The sequence below is a fragment of the Verminephrobacter aporrectodeae subsp. tuberculatae genome (genome assembly GCF_026127385.1).
Classification (GTDB): Bacteria; Pseudomonadota; Gammaproteobacteria; order Burkholderiales; family Burkholderiaceae_C; genus Acidovorax; species Acidovorax aporrectodeae.
In genome coordinates this window covers 784,204-800,613 of sequence record NZ_QZCX01000002.1, presented here as the reverse complement: position 1 = coordinate 800,613, position 16,410 = coordinate 784,204, and the positions used below count along the sequence as shown (strand labels likewise).

At 66.6% G+C, this 16,410-nt stretch carries 12 protein-coding genes and 1 pseudogene; 8 read left to right on the top strand and 5 right to left on the bottom strand.

Annotated elements, in window-relative coordinates; translation table 11 throughout:
• Positions 1 to 88 precede the first annotated feature (88 nt).
• From D5041_RS11620 to D5041_RS11605, 4 genes are all read right to left on the bottom strand, one after another.
• A complete protein-coding gene (locus tag D5041_RS11620; RefSeq protein ID WP_236610719.1) occupies positions 89 to 1,090 on the bottom strand; it encodes a LacI family DNA-binding transcriptional regulator in 1,002 nt (333 codons plus the stop codon).
• A 141-nt stretch (positions 1,091 to 1,231) separates the two neighbouring features.
• Entirely contained in the window at positions 1,232 to 2,062 is an 831-nt protein-coding gene (locus D5041_RS11615) for a carbohydrate ABC transporter permease (RefSeq protein WP_010104259.1), read from the bottom strand.
• Positions 2,063 to 2,067: 5 nt separating this feature from the next.
• Complete coding sequence (locus D5041_RS11610) at positions 2,068 to 2,985, bottom strand: carbohydrate ABC transporter permease (protein WP_265284788.1); 918 nt, start codon at positions 2,983 to 2,985, stop codon at positions 2,068 to 2,070.
• 3 nt (positions 2,986 to 2,988) lie between these two features.
• Positions 2,989 to 4,257: an extracellular solute-binding protein gene (locus D5041_RS11605; protein WP_265284787.1), complete on the bottom strand. Its 1,269-nt coding sequence runs from the start codon at positions 4,255 to 4,257 to the stop codon at positions 2,989 to 2,991.
• A gap of 271 nt (positions 4,258 to 4,528) precedes the next feature.
• Here D5041_RS11605 and D5041_RS11600 point away from each other — a divergent pair, with 271 nt between their 5' ends.
• From D5041_RS11600 to D5041_RS11575, 6 genes are all read left to right on the top strand, one after another.
• Positions 4,529 to 6,007, top strand: a complete 1,479-nt coding sequence (locus D5041_RS11600; protein WP_265284786.1) for a glycoside hydrolase family 5 protein — start codon at positions 4,529 to 4,531, stop codon at positions 6,005 to 6,007.
• A gap of 48 nt (positions 6,008 to 6,055) precedes the next feature.
• Complete coding sequence (locus D5041_RS11595; RefSeq protein WP_265284785.1) at positions 6,056 to 8,479, top strand: glycoside hydrolase family 3 N-terminal domain-containing protein; 2,424 nt, start codon at positions 6,056 to 6,058, stop codon at positions 8,477 to 8,479.
• 7 nt (positions 8,480 to 8,486) lie between these two features.
• Positions 8,487 to 9,659 carry a fumarylacetoacetate hydrolase family protein gene (locus D5041_RS11590; protein WP_265284784.1) on the top strand — a complete coding sequence of 391 codons (1,173 nt, stop codon included), beginning with the start codon at positions 8,487 to 8,489 and terminating at the stop codon, positions 9,657 to 9,659.
• Positions 9,660 to 9,670: 11 nt separating this feature from the next.
• Entirely contained in the window at positions 9,671 to 10,432 is a 762-nt protein-coding gene (gene xylB / locus D5041_RS11585) for a D-xylose 1-dehydrogenase (protein WP_265284783.1), read from the top strand.
• Positions 10,433 to 10,679: 247 nt separating this feature from the next.
• Positions 10,680 to 12,095 carry an IS701 family transposase gene (locus D5041_RS11580; protein ID WP_265280744.1) on the top strand — a complete coding sequence of 472 codons (1,416 nt, stop codon included), beginning with the start codon at positions 10,680 to 10,682 and terminating at the stop codon, positions 12,093 to 12,095.
• Positions 12,096 to 12,147: 52 nt separating this feature from the next.
• A complete protein-coding gene (locus tag D5041_RS11575) occupies positions 12,148 to 13,932 on the top strand; it encodes an IlvD/Edd family dehydratase (RefSeq protein WP_265284782.1) in 1,785 nt (594 codons plus the stop codon).
• A 44-nt stretch (positions 13,933 to 13,976) separates the two neighbouring features.
• On the opposite strand, the gene D5041_RS11570 is transcribed toward D5041_RS11575, so the two are convergent.
• Positions 13,977 to 14,246 carry a hypothetical protein gene (locus tag D5041_RS11570; RefSeq protein WP_138927863.1) on the bottom strand — a complete coding sequence of 90 codons (270 nt, stop codon included), beginning with the start codon at positions 14,244 to 14,246 and terminating at the stop codon, positions 13,977 to 13,979.
• Here D5041_RS11570 and D5041_RS11565 point away from each other — a divergent pair.
• The gene (locus D5041_RS11565; protein WP_265284781.1) at positions 14,245 to 15,768 is read left to right on the top strand and encodes a trypsin-like serine peptidase; all 1,524 of its coding nucleotides are present in this window, start codon (positions 14,245 to 14,247) and stop codon (positions 15,766 to 15,768) included. The genes D5041_RS11570 and D5041_RS11565 overlap by 2 nt on opposite strands.
• A gap of 115 nt (positions 15,769 to 15,883) precedes the next feature.
• Positions 15,884 to 16,273 (top strand): annotated as a pseudogene (locus D5041_RS11560) (IS701 family transposase); the annotation flags it as partial.
• Between the last annotated feature and the right edge of the window lie 137 nt (positions 16,274 to 16,410).

Here is a 16,410-nt window from a genome sequence, read left to right as displayed (position 1 = left end):
CCCAGATATTACCTGAGGTGACTATCCCGCCTCTCAAACATGAATCGGTGATACTCGCCCCATGCTCGCGGGCTGCGCCGGCCCGGGGTCAATCGCGCGGGGCTGCCGTGGACTGCCGCACCATCAGTTCCGTGGGCAGGGTGACGCGCACGCTGTCGGGCGCCAGGCCGGCAATCTGCGAGAGCAAGGTGCTGACTGCGGCGCGCCCGATGCCTTCCATGGGCTGGCGCACGGTGGTGAGCGCGGGGTGTACGTGCAATGCCGCGGGGGCGTCGTCGAAACCCACGACCGACATGTCTTGCGGAATCTTCAGCCCCTGCTCCTGCAACGCCGCCATGGCGCCGAACGCGCTCAGGTCATTCGCGGCAAAGATCGCCGTCGGCCGTTTCCTGAGCGCGAGCAATGCGAGCGCAGCGGCGTGCCCTCCCGCATGGCTGAAATGCCCGGGGACGAGCAGCGCCGGGTCGCGCGCAAGCCCGTGGACGGCGACCGCCTCGTGGTAGGCGCGCAGCCGTTCCTTGGCCGAACCCAGCTTCTCCACCCCGTCGATGAACGCGATGCGCTTGTGCCCCAGGTCCGCGAGGTGCTTCATGGCCGAGCGCGCGCCCCCATAGTCGTCGCACGCCACGCAGGACAGGTCTGCATGGTCGATCGGGCTGTCCACCATGGCCACCGGAAAGCGCCCGCGCGCGAGCGCCTCGACGAAGCCGTCGTGGTAGGGCGGCAGCGCCACCGCGCCGTCGGTGAACTGCTGCAACAGATGCAGCACGCTGCTCGATGGCTGCTTTTCACGCTCGGGGTGCGAGTAGATCAGGACCTCGTTGCCGGCGGCGGCGGCGGCGCGCACGACGCTGCTGACCACGCCGATGATGAACGGGAGTTCCAGCTGCAAGGCAATCACGCCAATGACCCGGCTTTGCCCCGAAGACAGCTTCTGCGCCACCCGGTTGCTCGTATAGCCCTTTTCGGACGCCACTTTGAGAATGATGTCGCGCGTGCGCGGCGATATTCCGGGCTGGTTGTTGAGCGCGCGCGAGACGGTCATCGTCGATACGCCGGCCGCTGCAGCGAGGTCGGCCAGGGTAGGCATGGTTCGGCTCACAAGGTGCTCATGAAATTTTCTTCGGACGGGGCATCATAACGGATCGGTGAAAGCACATCTAACGTTATCGTTATCGGGTATTTTCCCGTGGGAAGCGCTCCGCTGCGCCCGCGCTCCCGGGAACCCCGATCAGCCCTTGAGGGAGCCCGCCATGAGCCCCTTGACGATCCGCTCCTGCCCGAAGGCATAGGCCACGATCAGCGGCAGCGAAGTCAGCGTGACCACGGCGAGCATCGCGGGAATGTTGGACGAGAACTCGCCCTGAAAGTCCCACAGTGCCAGCGGCAATGTGCGATTGCCTGGCGACGCGGTCAGCACGTAGGCGAAGATGAATTCGTTCCAGAGATGGATGCCGTTGTAGATCGCCACCGTCGCGATCCCGGGCCCGGACAGCGGCAGGAAGATCTTGAGAAAGATCATGAGCGGGCCGCAGCCGTCGATTTGCGCGGCCTCTTCCAGTTCGCGCGGGATCTGGCGCATGAATTCGGTCAGGATGAAGATCGATACCGGCAGGCTCGTCGCCACGTAGGGGCCGATGAGCGCAAACGGCGTGTCGTACAGGCCCAGGTCGCGCGTCATCAGATAGATCGGCACCAGGGTGATGTGCAGCGGGACGATCATGGCCGCGACGATCAGCCCGAACAGCGCCCGGTTGAAGCGGAATTTCAGCCGGGACAGCGCGTACGCGGCCATCGCGGAGACGAGCACGATGAGCACCACCGAGACGCCGACGACGAACACGCTGTTGCGCAGGTAGGTGAAGAACCCGCTGTGCAGCACCGTCGCGTAATGGCTCCAGTCCCAGCGGCTCGGCAAGGCCCACACCGGCCTGTCGAACGTGTCCTGCTGCGACTTCAGGCTCGTGAAGACGACGAAGGCCAGCGGCAGCAGCGTCACGGCGAGCCAGCCGAGCGCAAGCGTCCAGAGGACTCCCCGGGTCAGGATTTTGGGGGTGTGCATGGCCCCTACACCTGCGTCTCGAAGCGCTTCGTCAAGCGCATTCCCGCTGCGGCGATCAGGGTCACGACGAGGAACATCGCCAGCGCCACGGTGCTGCCGTAGCCCAGTTGGAACGAGGAGAACACCGTGCGGTACATATAGGTCGCCATGAGTTCGGAAGCCCCCTCGGGGCCGCCTCCGGTCATGACGTAGATCAGGTCGAAGTAGCGCAGCGAGCCGATCACCGCGAGCATGGCCGCGGTGCGCAGCGTGCCCCGCAGGTGCGGCAGCTTGATCTTCCAGAAGATGGTCGCTTCGCTCGCGCCGTCCAGGGTCGCGGCCTCGCGCAGTTCGGACGGAAACGAGGCCAGTCCGGCGAGCAGCAGGATCATGTAGAAGGGAATGTTCTGCCAGCAGACGACGAGCGTGACGGCGACGAGCGCGAAACGGCGGTCACCGAGCCAGTCCTGCGCGAGCGCCGTGGCGCCGACCGCGTTCAGCGCGGTGTTCACCGGCCCGAAGTGCGGGTCGAAGATGTTCTTGAAGACCACGCCCAGCGCGACGCTCGAGAACAGCAGCGGGAGAAAGTACAGGATCTTCAGCGTGCGCGAGCCGCGGCCCGCCTTGTCGAGCAGCAGCGCCAGCGCCAGCGCGATGGGCAGTTGGACCAGCACCGACATCAGTGCGAGCAGCAGGTTATTGCCCAGCGCGTGCCGGAACTGCCCGTCGCGCAGCAGCGCGGACCAGTTGTCGAGACCGACGTAAATGCGGCCCTTGCCCAGTCCGTTCCATTCGAGCAGCGACAGGTGCAGGCTCTCGATCAGCGGGTAGATCAGAAAGGCCGTCAGAAGCGCGATCGCAGGCGCAAGAAACAGGGCCGGTGCCAGCCATTTCGGTGCATGGCGCTGCGGCCGGCCCTGCGCAGCGACGGCCTGGGTGCGCATGGCCTATTTCAGGATTTGCGCTGCCAGCGCTTCCATCTTCTGCGCCGCTTCTTCGGGCGTGATCGACAGCCCGAACAGGGCCTGCACCGTGTCCTTGTGCAGTTCCGCCAGCTGCGGTGGCAGCTCCTGGTCGTACCACAGCTGCACGTTCGGCGCGTCGGCCACCAGTTTCATCATCCGCTGCATCGCGGCGTCGGTGACGGCAAGTTCCTTGAGCGGAACCAGGCGCTTGTCTTGCAGGCGCGCCTGCACCGATTCGTCGTCGAACATCGTCGTGATCAGCTTGTACGCCGCGTCGGGCGTCTTGCAGGCGGTGGATACGCTGTAGAAGTTTTGCCCCACGGAGCCGACGACGTTGCCCGCCTGCCCCTTGCCACGGGCCAAGCCGGGGAACGGGAAGAAGTCCATCTTCTTCGCAAACCCGGGGTTTTCGTTCTTCATGTTCGACGACTCCCAACTGCCCATCAGCTCCATCGCGGCCTTTCCCGAGTACAGCAGCCTGCGCGACGCACCCACGTCGTAGTCCAGGCCGTTGAAACCCTGCGCAAAGGCGCCGGCCCTGACCAGTTCCTGCAGGTATTTTCCGGCCTCGACGAACGCCGGGTCGGCAAAGCTGCCACCCGGCGCGCGCGCCAGGGCCTTGCGAAACGGCTCCGGCCCGCCGACGCGGTCCACGAGGTACATGTAGTACATGGAGCCGGGCCACTTGGCCTTGTTGGCGAGCGCAAACGGGGCGACGTCCCGGGCCCTGAGCGCCTCGACGAGCTTCATCAGTTCCGACCAGGTCTTGGGCGGCGTGAGTCCGAACCGGGCGAAGATCTCGGTGTTGTAGTAAATCACGGCCGCCGTGGTGTTCTCCCCCGGCAGGCCGTAGACCTTGCCCTGCGTGGTCGTGGCAGCGAAGGCGCTGGGCAGGAAACGGTCCCGGAACGCCGGGTCCTGCGCCAAGTAAAAGCTCAGGTCGACGACCTGGCCGGCCCGGACGTACTCGCGCAGCACCCCGCCGCCCCAGCTCGTGAACACGCAGGGCGGCTCGTTCGCCCCCATGGCGATCTTCAGCTTGGTCTTGTAGGCGTCGTTCGGAATCTGCGTGCGCTGCACCTTGAAGCCGGGGTGCGCCCTCTCGAAGCGCGCCTGCGCGTCCTGTATGAGCCGGGCTCCTCCAGGCTGGGTCTGAATGTCCCACTCGGCAATGACCTGGGGTCCTTGGGCGAGGACCGTCGCAGCAAGCCCGAATGCGGTGGCTGCGACGAAGCGTTGTGCGAGGTTCATGGGCTGCGGCATGTCGTTGGTTTTGCAAGATGTTTTATCGTTATGGACAATGGCCATTCGCCCAATAGGTGTAAACCCCCTGTAACTGGTGATACTCTTTATGGAAAACCCGGACAGTCGCCGCAAGCGCAGAGGGTCAGGCCTTTGCAGACGGACTAGGGTAAGCACCATACAGATATTTGAACGTTATCGATACCGTTCAAATATCGGCAGCACTCACTGCGCCGACGCTTGCAGAAGCAAGCCACCCCGAGCAACCCAAAAGAGCGCCATGGATTTCCTGCACACCGAGGGCCAGAACATCGTCGATTCGCGCGGCTGCGCGCTGCGCCTGCGCGGCAGCTGCGCCGGCGGCTGGATGAACATGGAGGACTTCATCACCGGCCATTCGGGCGCAGAACACACGCTGCGCCACGAGATGGCCCAGGTGCTGGGCGCGTCGCGGGCGGAGTTTTTCTTCGAGCGCCTGCTCGCGCATTTCTTCAACGAGAGCGATATCGCGTACCTGCGCAGCCTCGGCGCGACGGTCGTCCGGCTGCCGCTGAACTACCGCCACTTCGAGGACGACAGCGCTCCCTGCGTCTACAAGGAGGCCGGGTTTGCGCGCCTCGATCGCGTGCTCGACTGGTGCGCGCAGCACGGCCTGTACGCCATCTTGGACCTGCACGCGGTCCAAGGCTGGCAAAACGTCCATTGGCATTGCGACAACGCGTCCCGCATCAGCCTGTTCTGGCACGACGCGCACTACCAAGATCGCTTCGTCGCGCTCTGGTGCGAAATCGCCCGGCGCTACCAGGACCGGGCCGTGGTCGCCGGCTACAACCTGATCAACGAGCCCTGCGTGGGCAACCAACGGGGCGACCTGCCCTGGAACGTCTACGACAACTACCAGCCCGGGTGGCCGCTGATCAACGCCGTGTACCGGCGCACCGTGGACGCGATCCGCAAAATCGATCCGCGGCACATCATCTTCCTCGAAGGCGATCGCTATGCGCAGCAGTTCGCCGGCCTGGACGCGCCGTTCGCCGACAACCTGGTCTACAGCAGCCACAACTACACCGCAGCCGGGTTCGGGCCTGGCCGCTACCCGGGCGTCATCGATCTGCCAGGGCCCAGGACCGCCGGCCCCGAACACTGGGACCTGGCGCGGCAGGAGCGGGGCTTCCTGGAGCACGAGGGCAGCCGGTTCAGCGCACGGCACCAGGTTCCGCTGTGGGTCGGCGAGTTCGGCTCGGTCTACAACGGACCGGCCAACGAGGTGCCGGACCGGCTGCGCGCAATGGACGATCAGCTGGGCCTGTTCGAGCGCCACGGCGCGCACTGGACGACCTGGACCTACAAGGACGTCGGCGTGATGGGCTTGGTGACGCTGGACCCGGCGTCGGAGTACCTGCAGCGCGTCGGGCATTTCATCCGCAAAAAGCTGGCCCTGGGAACCGACGACTGGATGCAATGGATGCCGCCGACGCTGGTCAAGGAGGCGGTGGACAGGCTCGCCGGGCAGGTCTGCGAGGTCATCGGCGACGCCAGCATCGACCGCCGCTACGCCAAAGCCTGTTTCAGCCAATCCGCGCTGTGCTTCCTTACCGGTGCGCTGCTGCAGCGAAGCTACGCAAAGCTGTTTCAGCAGCTGAAGGAAAACGACATCGACCGGGTCCTCTCGTCCTTTGCCCGGCAGCGCTGCCTCGTGAACGCGCCGCTCGAAGGGCTGGTGCGCAAGCACGCCGCCGCTGCGCCGCAACCCGCCTGACCCGGTGACCTCTCCCGCCCCGTACCGCCCTCCCTTCATCCATCCACCATGAACGACACGACACCGACACCCGTTTCCGCCCCCCTCTACAAGGACCCCGCGCAGCCCCTGGACGCCCGGGTGCACGACCTGCTCGCGCGCATGAGTCTGGACGAGAAGATCGCGCAGTTGCACGCCTTCTGGCTGATCCTCTCCGAAGACGGGGAGCACCGCGTGCGCCCGGGAACGCTGTTCATCGAGGGCACCGGGCAGCAGTCCTTCGAGCACCGGCTGGCCCACGGCGTGGGGCAGATCACGCGGCCGCTCGGCACGCACAGCGTGGAAGCGGGCAGCGGCCTGCGCGCCCTGAACCGGCTGCAGCGCTTTCTGCGCAACGAGACGCGCCTGGGCATTCCGGCGCTGGCGCACGAGGAATGCCTCGTCGGCCTCATGACCCGTGACGCCACGGCGTTTCCTTCCGCGCTCGCGCTCAGCGCGAGTTGGAACCCGGAGCTCGTCGAATCCGTCGCGCAGCAGATCCGCCACGAGAGCCAGCAACTGGGCTGCCACCAGGGCCTGGCGCCGGTGCTCGACGTGTCGCGCGACGTGCGCTGGGGCCGCACGGAGGAGACCTTCGGCGAAGACCCGTACCTGGTCGGCGTGCTCGCGACGCGCTACGTGCGCGGGCTGCAAGGCCCCCGGCGCGACCTGCTCGCGACCCTGAAGCACTTCGTCGGCCACTCGTTCAGCGAAGGGGCGCGCAACCACGCCCCGGTGCACGTGGGATGGCGCGAGCTGAGCGACGTCTTCCTGCTGCCGTTCGAGATGGCCGTCAAGCAGGCGAACGCGGGCTCGGTGATGCCGGCCTACCACGACATCGACGGCGAGCCCTGCCACGCGTCCAGGCAGCTCCTGACCGACGTGCTGCGCACGCGCTGGGGTTTCGACGGACTGGTGGTCGCCGACTACAGCGGGGTGAGCCTGCTGTACCAGCACCACCGTGTCGCGGCGGACGCGGCGGACGCGGCGGCGCTGTCCTTCAACGCCGGTCTCGACGTGGAATTGCCGGCGGACGACTGCGCCCGGAATCTGCGCCTTGCGCTCGATCGCGGGGCGATCACGCCCGCGCGGATCGACGAGATCGTCGCGCGCGTGCTGAAGGAGAAATTCCGCCTCGGACTCTTCGAGCGCTCCTTCGAAGACCCCGCCGAGCCGCCGCTGCTGCGCAGCCCGGCGAGCGTGGCCGCCGCGCGCGAGGCCGCGCGCCAGTCGATCGTGGTGCTGGAAAACCGCAGCGGCATCCTGCCCCTGGACCCGACCGTCGCGCGGCGCATCGCGGTCATTGGCCCGACGGCGGACGACCCGATGGGCCAGCTCAGTGGCTATAGCTACCACGCCCATTTCATCGACCCCGACGAAGCGCTGGACACGGGCCACATCGTCACCCCGCTGCAGGGGATTGCGCGGGTCTTCGCTGCCGGGCAGTTGCACCACGAGCAGGGCTGCTGGATTCTGGAGCACCGCCGCGCGGGCTCACCGGTATTCCCCGGGGACCTGCACGACGACGCGAATGCGCCCCGCCAGGCTTCGCCGGTGTCGCTACGCACCGACCGCATCCCGGCCGCCGCGCAGGCCGCGCGCACCGCCGACCTGGCCATCGTCTGCGTCGGAGACCTGGCCGGCCTGTTCCAAAGGGGAACGGTCGGCGAGGGCTCGGACACCGACAGCCTGAGCCTGCCCGGGGTGCAGCAGCAGCTCCTCGAGGCCGTCGTCGCCACCGGCACGCCGACCATCGCCGTGCTGTCTGGCGGGCGCCCGTACAACCTGGGCGGCCTGGAGGACCGGCTGGCCGCGTTCGTCATGGCTTTTGCCGGCGGCCAGGAGGGCGGCATTGCATTGGCCGAAGTCCTCGCGGGCCAGGTCGAACCCTCGGGAAGGATGACGCTGTCCACGCCGATCAACGTCGGCGCGATGCCCTGCTACTACAACCACAAGCTCAAGAGCGGCGGCACGCCGATCGCCCTGCATTTCGGCAGCCGCTACCCGTTCGGGCACGGCCTGAGCTACACGCACTTCGACTATCGGAGCCTGCAAGTCGGCGCGCCCAAGGCGCCGACCGAGGACGGCGAGTTCGAGATCAGCTTCGAGATCGCCAACACCGGCAGCCGCCCGGGCGTCGAGGTTGCGCAGCTCTACGTGCGCGACTGCCAGGCCAGCGTGGTGCGTCCGGTGCGCGAGCTCAAGGCGTTCCGGCGCGTGCAGCTCGACCCGGGACAGCGCGCGCGCGTGCGCTTTCACCTGCCGGTGGACATGCTCGGCTTCACCGGCATGGCCGGCCAGCGCATCGTCGAGCCGGGCCTGTTCGACGTTGCCATCGGCGCGTCCAGCGCCGACATTCGGTTGCAGACGCAGGTGGAAGCGGTGGGCGAATCGCGCATACTCGGCCGCACTTGGCGCATGGAGAGTCGCAGCCAAGTGCAACCCATCAAATAGTCCACCCATGAGCACAGACACACACAGCGGCGCCGCGCCGGCGCCGCGCATGCACCCCTGGCAGCAATGCCTGCCCGACGACGCAGCCGCCGCGCTCCTCGTCGGGCGCATGGACTTTGGCGCAGGCCCGACGCCCGTGCTCCTGCACCAGGGCGAGGTGCAGGACCTGAGCGCAGCGGCGGCAACCGTCTCGCAGCTGCTGGAAGCGCTCGATCCCGGCAGCGTTCCCTGCGGCCAGCGCATGGGCGGCATCGGGGAAATCGCTGCGCACCCGCGCACCAGCGTGCTCGCGCCGCTGGACCTGCAGTGCATCAAGGCCAGCGGCGTGACCTTCGCCGTGTCCGCGCTGGAGCGCGTGATCGAAGAGCGCGCCGGCGGCGACGCCCAGCGCGCGGATGCCATCCGCAGGGCGCTGTCCGAGCGGATCGGGGGCGACCTGCGCAGCGTGAAACCGGGCTCCGCACAGGCGCAGCAGCTCAGGACAGCCTTGCAGGCCGACGGCCTGTGGTCGCAGTACCTGGAAGTCGCGATCGGACCGGACGCCGAAATCTTCACCAAGGCGCCCGTGCTGTCTGCCGTGGGCGCCGGGGCGGACGTCGGCATCCGATCGGACTCGGGCTGGAACAACCCCGAACCCGAGGTCGTTCTGGTATGCGACAGCCAGGGCCGGATCCGGGGCGCGACGCTGGGCAACGACGTGAACCTGCGCGACATCGAAGGCCGCAGCGCCCTGCTGCTCGGCAAGGCCAAGGACAACAACGCCTCCTGCGCCGTCGGCCCCTTCATCCGCCTCTTCGACGCAGGCTTCACGCTCGACGACGTGCGCCAGTGCACCGTGCGCCTGGACCTGCTCGGCGCCGACGGATTCACGCTCGACGGCGAGAGCTCGATGCGCCAGATCAGCCGCGACCCGCAGGAGCTGGTCGAGCAGACCATCGGCAAGAACCACCGCTACCCGGACGGTTTTGCGCTCTTTCTGGGGACCATGTTCGCCCCGGTGAAGGACCGGGGCGAACCCGGCAAGGGCTTTACGCACCAGATCGGCGACATCGTGCGCATCGCCAGCCCGCGGCTGGGCCGGCTCGAGAACCGCGTCGTGCACTGCGAACAGGCGCCGCCGTGGTCGTTCGGCGTCGCCGCGCTGATGCGCAACCTCGCTGGCCGCGGCCTGCTTGCGTGATGGACCCGCACATGCGCTCCGCCATCTACCCCAGCCTGGCCGGCAAACGCGTTCTGATCACCGGCGGTGGCAGCGGAATCGGCGCCGCCATGGTCGAGGCCTTCGCGCGCCAGCAGGCGCGCGTCTGGTTCATCGACATCGCCGAAGACGCGTCGCGCGCGCTGCTCGAGCAGCTTGGCGCCGCGAACCTGAGCGCGCATTTCCAGCACTGCGACCTGAGCAATCTCGACGCGCTGTCCACGGGAATCCGGGACATCGCGGCGCAGGCCGGTGGAATGGACGTGCTGGTGAACAACGCGGCCAACGACGACCGGCACCGGATCGAGGACATCACGCCCGCGTACTGGGACCAGCGCATGGCCGTGAACCTGCGCCACCTGCTGTTCAGCAGCCAGGCGGTCCTGCCGGCGATGCAGTCCGCCGGCGGCGGCGCGATCGTGAATCTGGGCTCCATCTCCTGGCACCTGGCGCTGCCCGAACTGGTGTTGTACGAGACCGCGAAGGCCGGAATCGAAGGCATGACCCGCGGGCTCGCGCGCGACCTGGGCGGCTACAACATCCGCGTGAACTGCGTCGTCCCGGGCGGCGTGCGCACACCGCGGCAGACGCGCCTGTGGCACACCCCCGACGAGGAGGCGCGCATGCTCGAGCGCCAATGCCTGAAGGAACGCATCGACCCCGAGCACGTGGCGGCCATGGTGCTGTTCCTCGCTTCGGACGACGCACGCATGTGCACGGCGCAGAACTACTTTGTCGACGCGGGGTGGCGGTGAGAACCCGTTCTGCCAGCGCCTAGTGTTCTGCCCTGCGAATAGCGGCACAAAATGAAACTGATGCATTTCGCGTCATGGCAAGGCGCAAACCGCAGCGATACCCGTAGGTATCGCGAGGATTTGCAACGCCGCCATGGCGTGAAAGGCGCAGTTTCATGTGCCGCTATTCGCAGGGCAGGACACTAGTCTTACTGTGTTAGTAAATTCAAGGAATTATGAGAGAATCTTCTCACACAGGAGATGAGCCTTGAAAGACGAACTGCAAGAGTTTGAACGCTACCTTGAGCATTTGGGAGGCGGACTGGGCCATGCGGACCGGCAAGCCGGGTTGCGCGGGTATTGCATCGGCCTGATGGCGCCGCTTGCGCGCAAGAGCGTGGAGCCGATGGCCGCACACTTGGCGCCGCAGGCCACTCGCTCGCGTCACCAGTCGCTGCACCACTTCGTGGCCCAGTCGTCATGGTCGGACGAAGAGATGCTGCGGCGCGTTGCGCAATGGGTCGTGCCAGCGATGGACTTTGGAGATGGAGGCTGGTGGATCGTGGACGACACCGGCTTTCCCAAACAGGGCGAGCACTCGGTGGGAGTGGCCCGACAGTACTGCGGCATGCTGGGTAAGCAGGACAACTGCCAAGTGGCCGTCAGCGTCAGTCTGGCTTGCTTGGCGGGCAGCCTGCCCACGGCCTGGCAGTTGTACCTGCCCCAGCAATGGGCCGATGACATGGCGCGGCGCGAGAAGGCCGGTGTGCCCGAAAATGTGTCGTTCGCCACCAAGTGGCAGATCGCGCAGGCGCAGATCGAGCACTTGGTGGAGCAAGGCGCGCCAAAGCACACCGTGCTGGCCGATGCAGGCTACGGGGTGGTCACCGCATTTCGTGAGGGCCTGACGGCGATGGGCCTGACTTACGTGGTGGGCGTGACGGGGCAGGTGACGGTGTGGCCGCCGGGGCATGCCCCGCTGGCGCCGCGGCCGCGCAGTGGCCGCGGCGTGGTGGCCACCCGCCAGCGTTTGGGCGATGCCAGGCACGAGCGACCGCTGTCCGTGAAGGAAGTGGCGTTGGGGTTGGAGCCGACCCAATGGCAAAGCATCGAGTGGCGTGAGGGGACGAACTTCACATTGCGTTCGCGTTTTGCGCGAGTGCGCGTGCATGCGGCCCACCGCGAGCACCTGCGCACAGAGCAGCGAGCGCAAGAGTGGCTGCTCATCGAATGGCCCGAAGGCCATGAAGAGCCAATGAAATACTGGCTGTCCACGCTGGCAGAGAACATCACACTGGAGCGCATGGTGTTTGAGGCCAAGATGCGCTGGCGCATTGAGCGCGACTACCAGGACCTCAAGCAAGACCTGGGTCTGGGCCACTACGAAGGGCGCAATTGGAGGGGCTTTCACCACCACGCCAGCTTGGCCATCGCTGCCTACGGTTTTTTGATGGCGCAGCAGCTGCGCCAGCCGGAAGGTGGGGGTAAAAAAAACTCTGCACGAAGCGAAGAACCTGCCCTACCCACGCATTACAAGCCTCGCGGCAGCCCCGCGCACGCAGCGCCACGTCCGATCGTCGATCACAACTTTGCGGCTGCGTATCGCCGCAGCCTTGCTCAGGACGCTGCCGCGCTGCCCATGCTGCCTGCGCGTAAACGCGAGAATTCGTTTGTGACACAGTAAGACTAGCAGCCACCCCGCATTCCAGCCGCTGCCCCCATGGAGTCCCACGCCGATGCCGTCTGAAAAACGCCCCACGAAACCGCTGCGCTCAGCCGACTGGTTCGCCAACGCCGAGCGCATCGACATGACGGCGGTCTATCTGGAGCGCTTCATGAACTACGGGCTGACGCCGGCGGAACTGCGCTCGGGCCGCCCTATCGTCGGCATTGCCCAGAGCGGCAGCGACCTCGCACCGTGCAACCGCATCCACGTCGAACTCGCGCAGCGCGTCCGGGACGGGATTCGGGACGCGGGGGGCATTGCGCTGGAGTTCCCCATGCATCCGATCTTCGAGAACTGCCGGCGGCCCACGGCCGCGCTGGACCGCAACTTGGCGTACCTGGGACTGGTCGAAATCCTGCACGGCTACCCCATCGACGCCGTCGTACTCACCACGGGCTGCGACAAGACCACGCCGGCCGCCGTCATGGCCGCGTGCACCGTTGACCTGCCGGCCATCGTGCTGTCCGGCGGACCGATGCTCGACGGCTGGATGCATGGCGAGCGCGTGGGCTCCGGGACGGTGATCTGGCGCAGCCGCCGCAAGCTCGCGGCGGGCGAGATCGACGCAGAGCAATTCCTGGAAGCCGCAGCCGCGTCGGCGCCCTCGGCCGGCCATTGCAACACGATGGGAACGGCGTCGACGATGAACGCGCTCGCCGAAGTGCTCGGACTTTCGCTGCCGGGCTGCGCCGCGATACCCGCACCGTACCGGGAGCGCGGGCAGATGGCCTACGCCACCGGACGGCGCATCGTCGAGATGGCCTTCGAGGACCTGCGCCCGTCGAAGATCCTGAGCCGGCAATCTTTTCTGAACGCGATCGCCGCCGTGTCCGCGCTCGGCGGATCGTCCAACGCGCAGCCCCACCTGCACGCCATGGCGCGCCACGCGGGCTTCGAACTGGGCGCGCAGGACTGGCGGCAGGCCTTCGACATCCCGCTGCTGGTCAACATGCAGCCTGCGGGCAAGTACCTGGGCGAGAGCTTTCATCGCGCCGGCGGCGTGCCGGCCGTACTCAGCGAACTGCTGCGCGCCGGCCGCATCGACGGCGCTTGCGCAAGCGTCACGGGACAGTCCCTGGCGCACAACGTCGCAGGCCGCAGCAGCAACAACCGCGACGTGATCGCCGCCTACGAAACGCCGCTGATGGACCGGGCGGGCTTTCTGGTCCTGAGCGGAAATCTGTTCGACTTTGCGATCATGAAGACCAGCGTCATCTCGGACGAATTCAGGGCGCGCTACCTGAACCAGCCGGGCCAGGAGGGGATTTTCGAATGCCGCGCCGTCGTCTTCGACGGGCCGGACGACTACCACGCGCGCATCGACGACCCCGCGCTGGAGATCGACGAACACTGCATGCTCGTCATGCGCGGCGCCGGCCCCCTGGGCTTTCCCGGGTCCGCCGAAGTCGTGAACATGCAGCCGCCGCAGGCCCTGATCCAGCGCGGCATCGCCACGCTCCCGACGCTGGGCGACGGCCGCCAATCCGGAACCTCGGACAGCCCGTCGATTCTCAACGCCTCGCCGGAGGCGGCTGCGGGCGGTGGACTGGCCTGGCTGCGAACCGGAGACAGGGTGCGCATCGACACGCAGCGCGGCCGCTGCGACATGCTGGTTCCCGAGGCAGAAATCGCGCTGCGCAAGCAAGCCGGCCCGCCGCCGCCCCCGCCAAGCCAGACCCCCTGGCAGGAGCTCTATCGCGCGACCGTTGGCCAGTTGGCCGATGGTGCCTGCATGGAGCCCGCGCTGAAGTATCGGGGCGTGGCCGCCGCATCGCCACCGCGGCACAACCACTGAGAGCCGGCAGCCTGCCCCGACCCGTTGGACACGCAGCCGCAGGATCACGCCAAATAGCGTGCCGTGCGCCGGCCCTCTTGCAAAAGCTTGCACACAATCAGAAGTGATACATTTGTGCCAGCAACTGTGTCACTCGTCAATTGCTGGCGCGCCAGAGTTTGCTTGGGTTGCTGTTGCACAAATCCTGACCACACCGCGCGCTGACTTGTGGTGTCATTGGGGATATTCATCTTCAAAACAACAACGCGGGGCTGCGCCCGCAAATTCGTCGTGCGCGAGAACGCGCAGTCACTACAAGAAAGGATGGCCTTCATGTTTCGCTTTCCAATCAAGAGCGTCGGCCTGTGCGCCATGCTGGCGTTAACGGCCTGCGGTGGTGAGGGCGGCGACGATAACTCCGCCTCGGCGCAGGCCCCCTCCCCGGCCCCGGCTCCCGCCCAGGTAGCCGGCGACCGCATCGAACCCCTCGACTCGGGGCCGCGCAGGAGCATGGCCAAATCGCAGGTCGAAACAGCGCTCCCGCGCAGCAGCCAGCCCGTGCTGGCAACGGCCGTGCGGCTCGGTCCGCTCGCTGAGGAGCCGAGTCTGAAAAAGAAGATGCAAGCGGCGCCCGAACCAGGAATCCCCCGGCAGATCGGCGTTGCGCGCAGCGTCGCGGCAACGGCCACCGCGCAGAGCACACACGCGCAACTGCGCTGGCAACCTGCCCCGGGCGGCATGCAGCGCGCGGCCATCAGCTTTACCTCGGAGGACGCATGGGGCGTGCGCCCGGGGCTGCTGGTACGCAGTCTGCCGGCAAACACCACGCTGCGCTTCTATGCGCAAGCCGGCACCGAGGTGGTTCAGGTCTCGGGCGCCGAGGTGCTGCGCACGGTGCAGCGCAACCTGGACGCCGGCGATACCAGCGACGCCGCGCGCACCTATTGGGCACCCGACTTTGGCGGCGCCGAAACCACGCTGGAACTGGAACTGCCTGCGAAGGCGAATCTGGCAGAGTTGGACGTCGCCGTCCCCACGCTCTCGCATTTCTTCGTTTCGCCCGCCAAGGCCGACGCGACGCCTATTGCCAAGGATCTGGGGGATGCGGACCGCTGCAACGTCGATGTGTCGTGCAACACCCAGTACAGCAGCGAGAGCCGTGCCGTGGCGCGCATGACCTTCGTGAAGGACGGAGGAAGCAGTTATCTGTGCACGGGCACCTTGCTGAACGACATCCGGTCGAGCCGCACCCCCTATTTCCTGAGCGCCGACCACTGCATTCCCACGCAGACGGTGGCATCCACGCTGACCACCGACTGGTTCTATCGCTCCACGGCCTGCGACAGCAAGGAACCGAACGCGGACACGCAGCACGTCACGGGCGGCGCAACGCTGCTGCACAGCAATATCCTGACGGATACCGCCTTCATGCGCCTGAATGCCTCGGCTCCGCAGGGCAGCGTCTACGCGGGCTCGTACTTTGGCGCCATGAGCAAGAACGCGGACGTCGCCGGAATCCATCACGCCCGGGGTGATATGCAAAAGATCAGCACCGGATCGATCACCCAATTCAGCGATTGCAGTTTCCTCGACGACAACCTGTATTGCCCCATCAGCACCGAGCAGAGCAGCAACTCCTACGAAGTCCGTTGGAAACAGGGCATCACCGAGCAGGGCAGCAGCGGTTCGGGGCTGTTTTATTCGATCGGCAGCACGCGCTATCTGGTGGGGCAGTTGTCTGGCGGAAACTCCCGTTGCCTGCGCTGGGGTGCGCGCACGACGGGGCGGGACAACTACGGACGCTTTGATCTGGTCTTTCGCAGCGCCCTGAAGAACTGGCTCAAGCCCGGGTCCTGAGTACCGGAGCCGGGCGGGACAGCGCCCGGAACTGCGCGCGGCGCAGTTGAATCGGATGACTGCAATACCCCGCCCCGACGCGCACGCGCCCGGCGTCACCCAGACCACGCACCGCCTGGAGCGCATGGTGTTTGAGGCCAAGATGCGCTGGCGCATTGAGCGCGACTACCAGGACCTCAAGCAAGACCTGGGTCTGGGCCACTACGAAGGGCGCAATTGGAGGGGCTTTCACCACCACGCCAGCTTGGCCATCGCTGCGTACGGTTTTTTGATGGCGCAGCAGCTGCGCCAGCCGAAAGGTGGGGGTAAAAAAAACTCTGCACGAAGCGAAGAACCTGCCCTACCCACGCATTACAAGCCTCGCGGCAGCCCCGCGCACGCAGCGCCACGTCCGATCGTCGATCACAACTTTGCGACTGCGTATCGCCGCAGCCTTGCTCAGGACGCTGCCGCGCTGCCCATGCTGCCTGCGCGTAAACGCGAGAATTCGTTTATGACACAGTAAAACTAGCCGCCTGTGGCGGCAGCAATGGTGATCCGGCCCCGACCTCGGCGGCAAGCGTCCGCATCGAACCCCACGACACGGGGCCACGAAGCACCGCCAAATCCACGACCCCAGCGGCGCTCCCGCGCAGCCGTTTT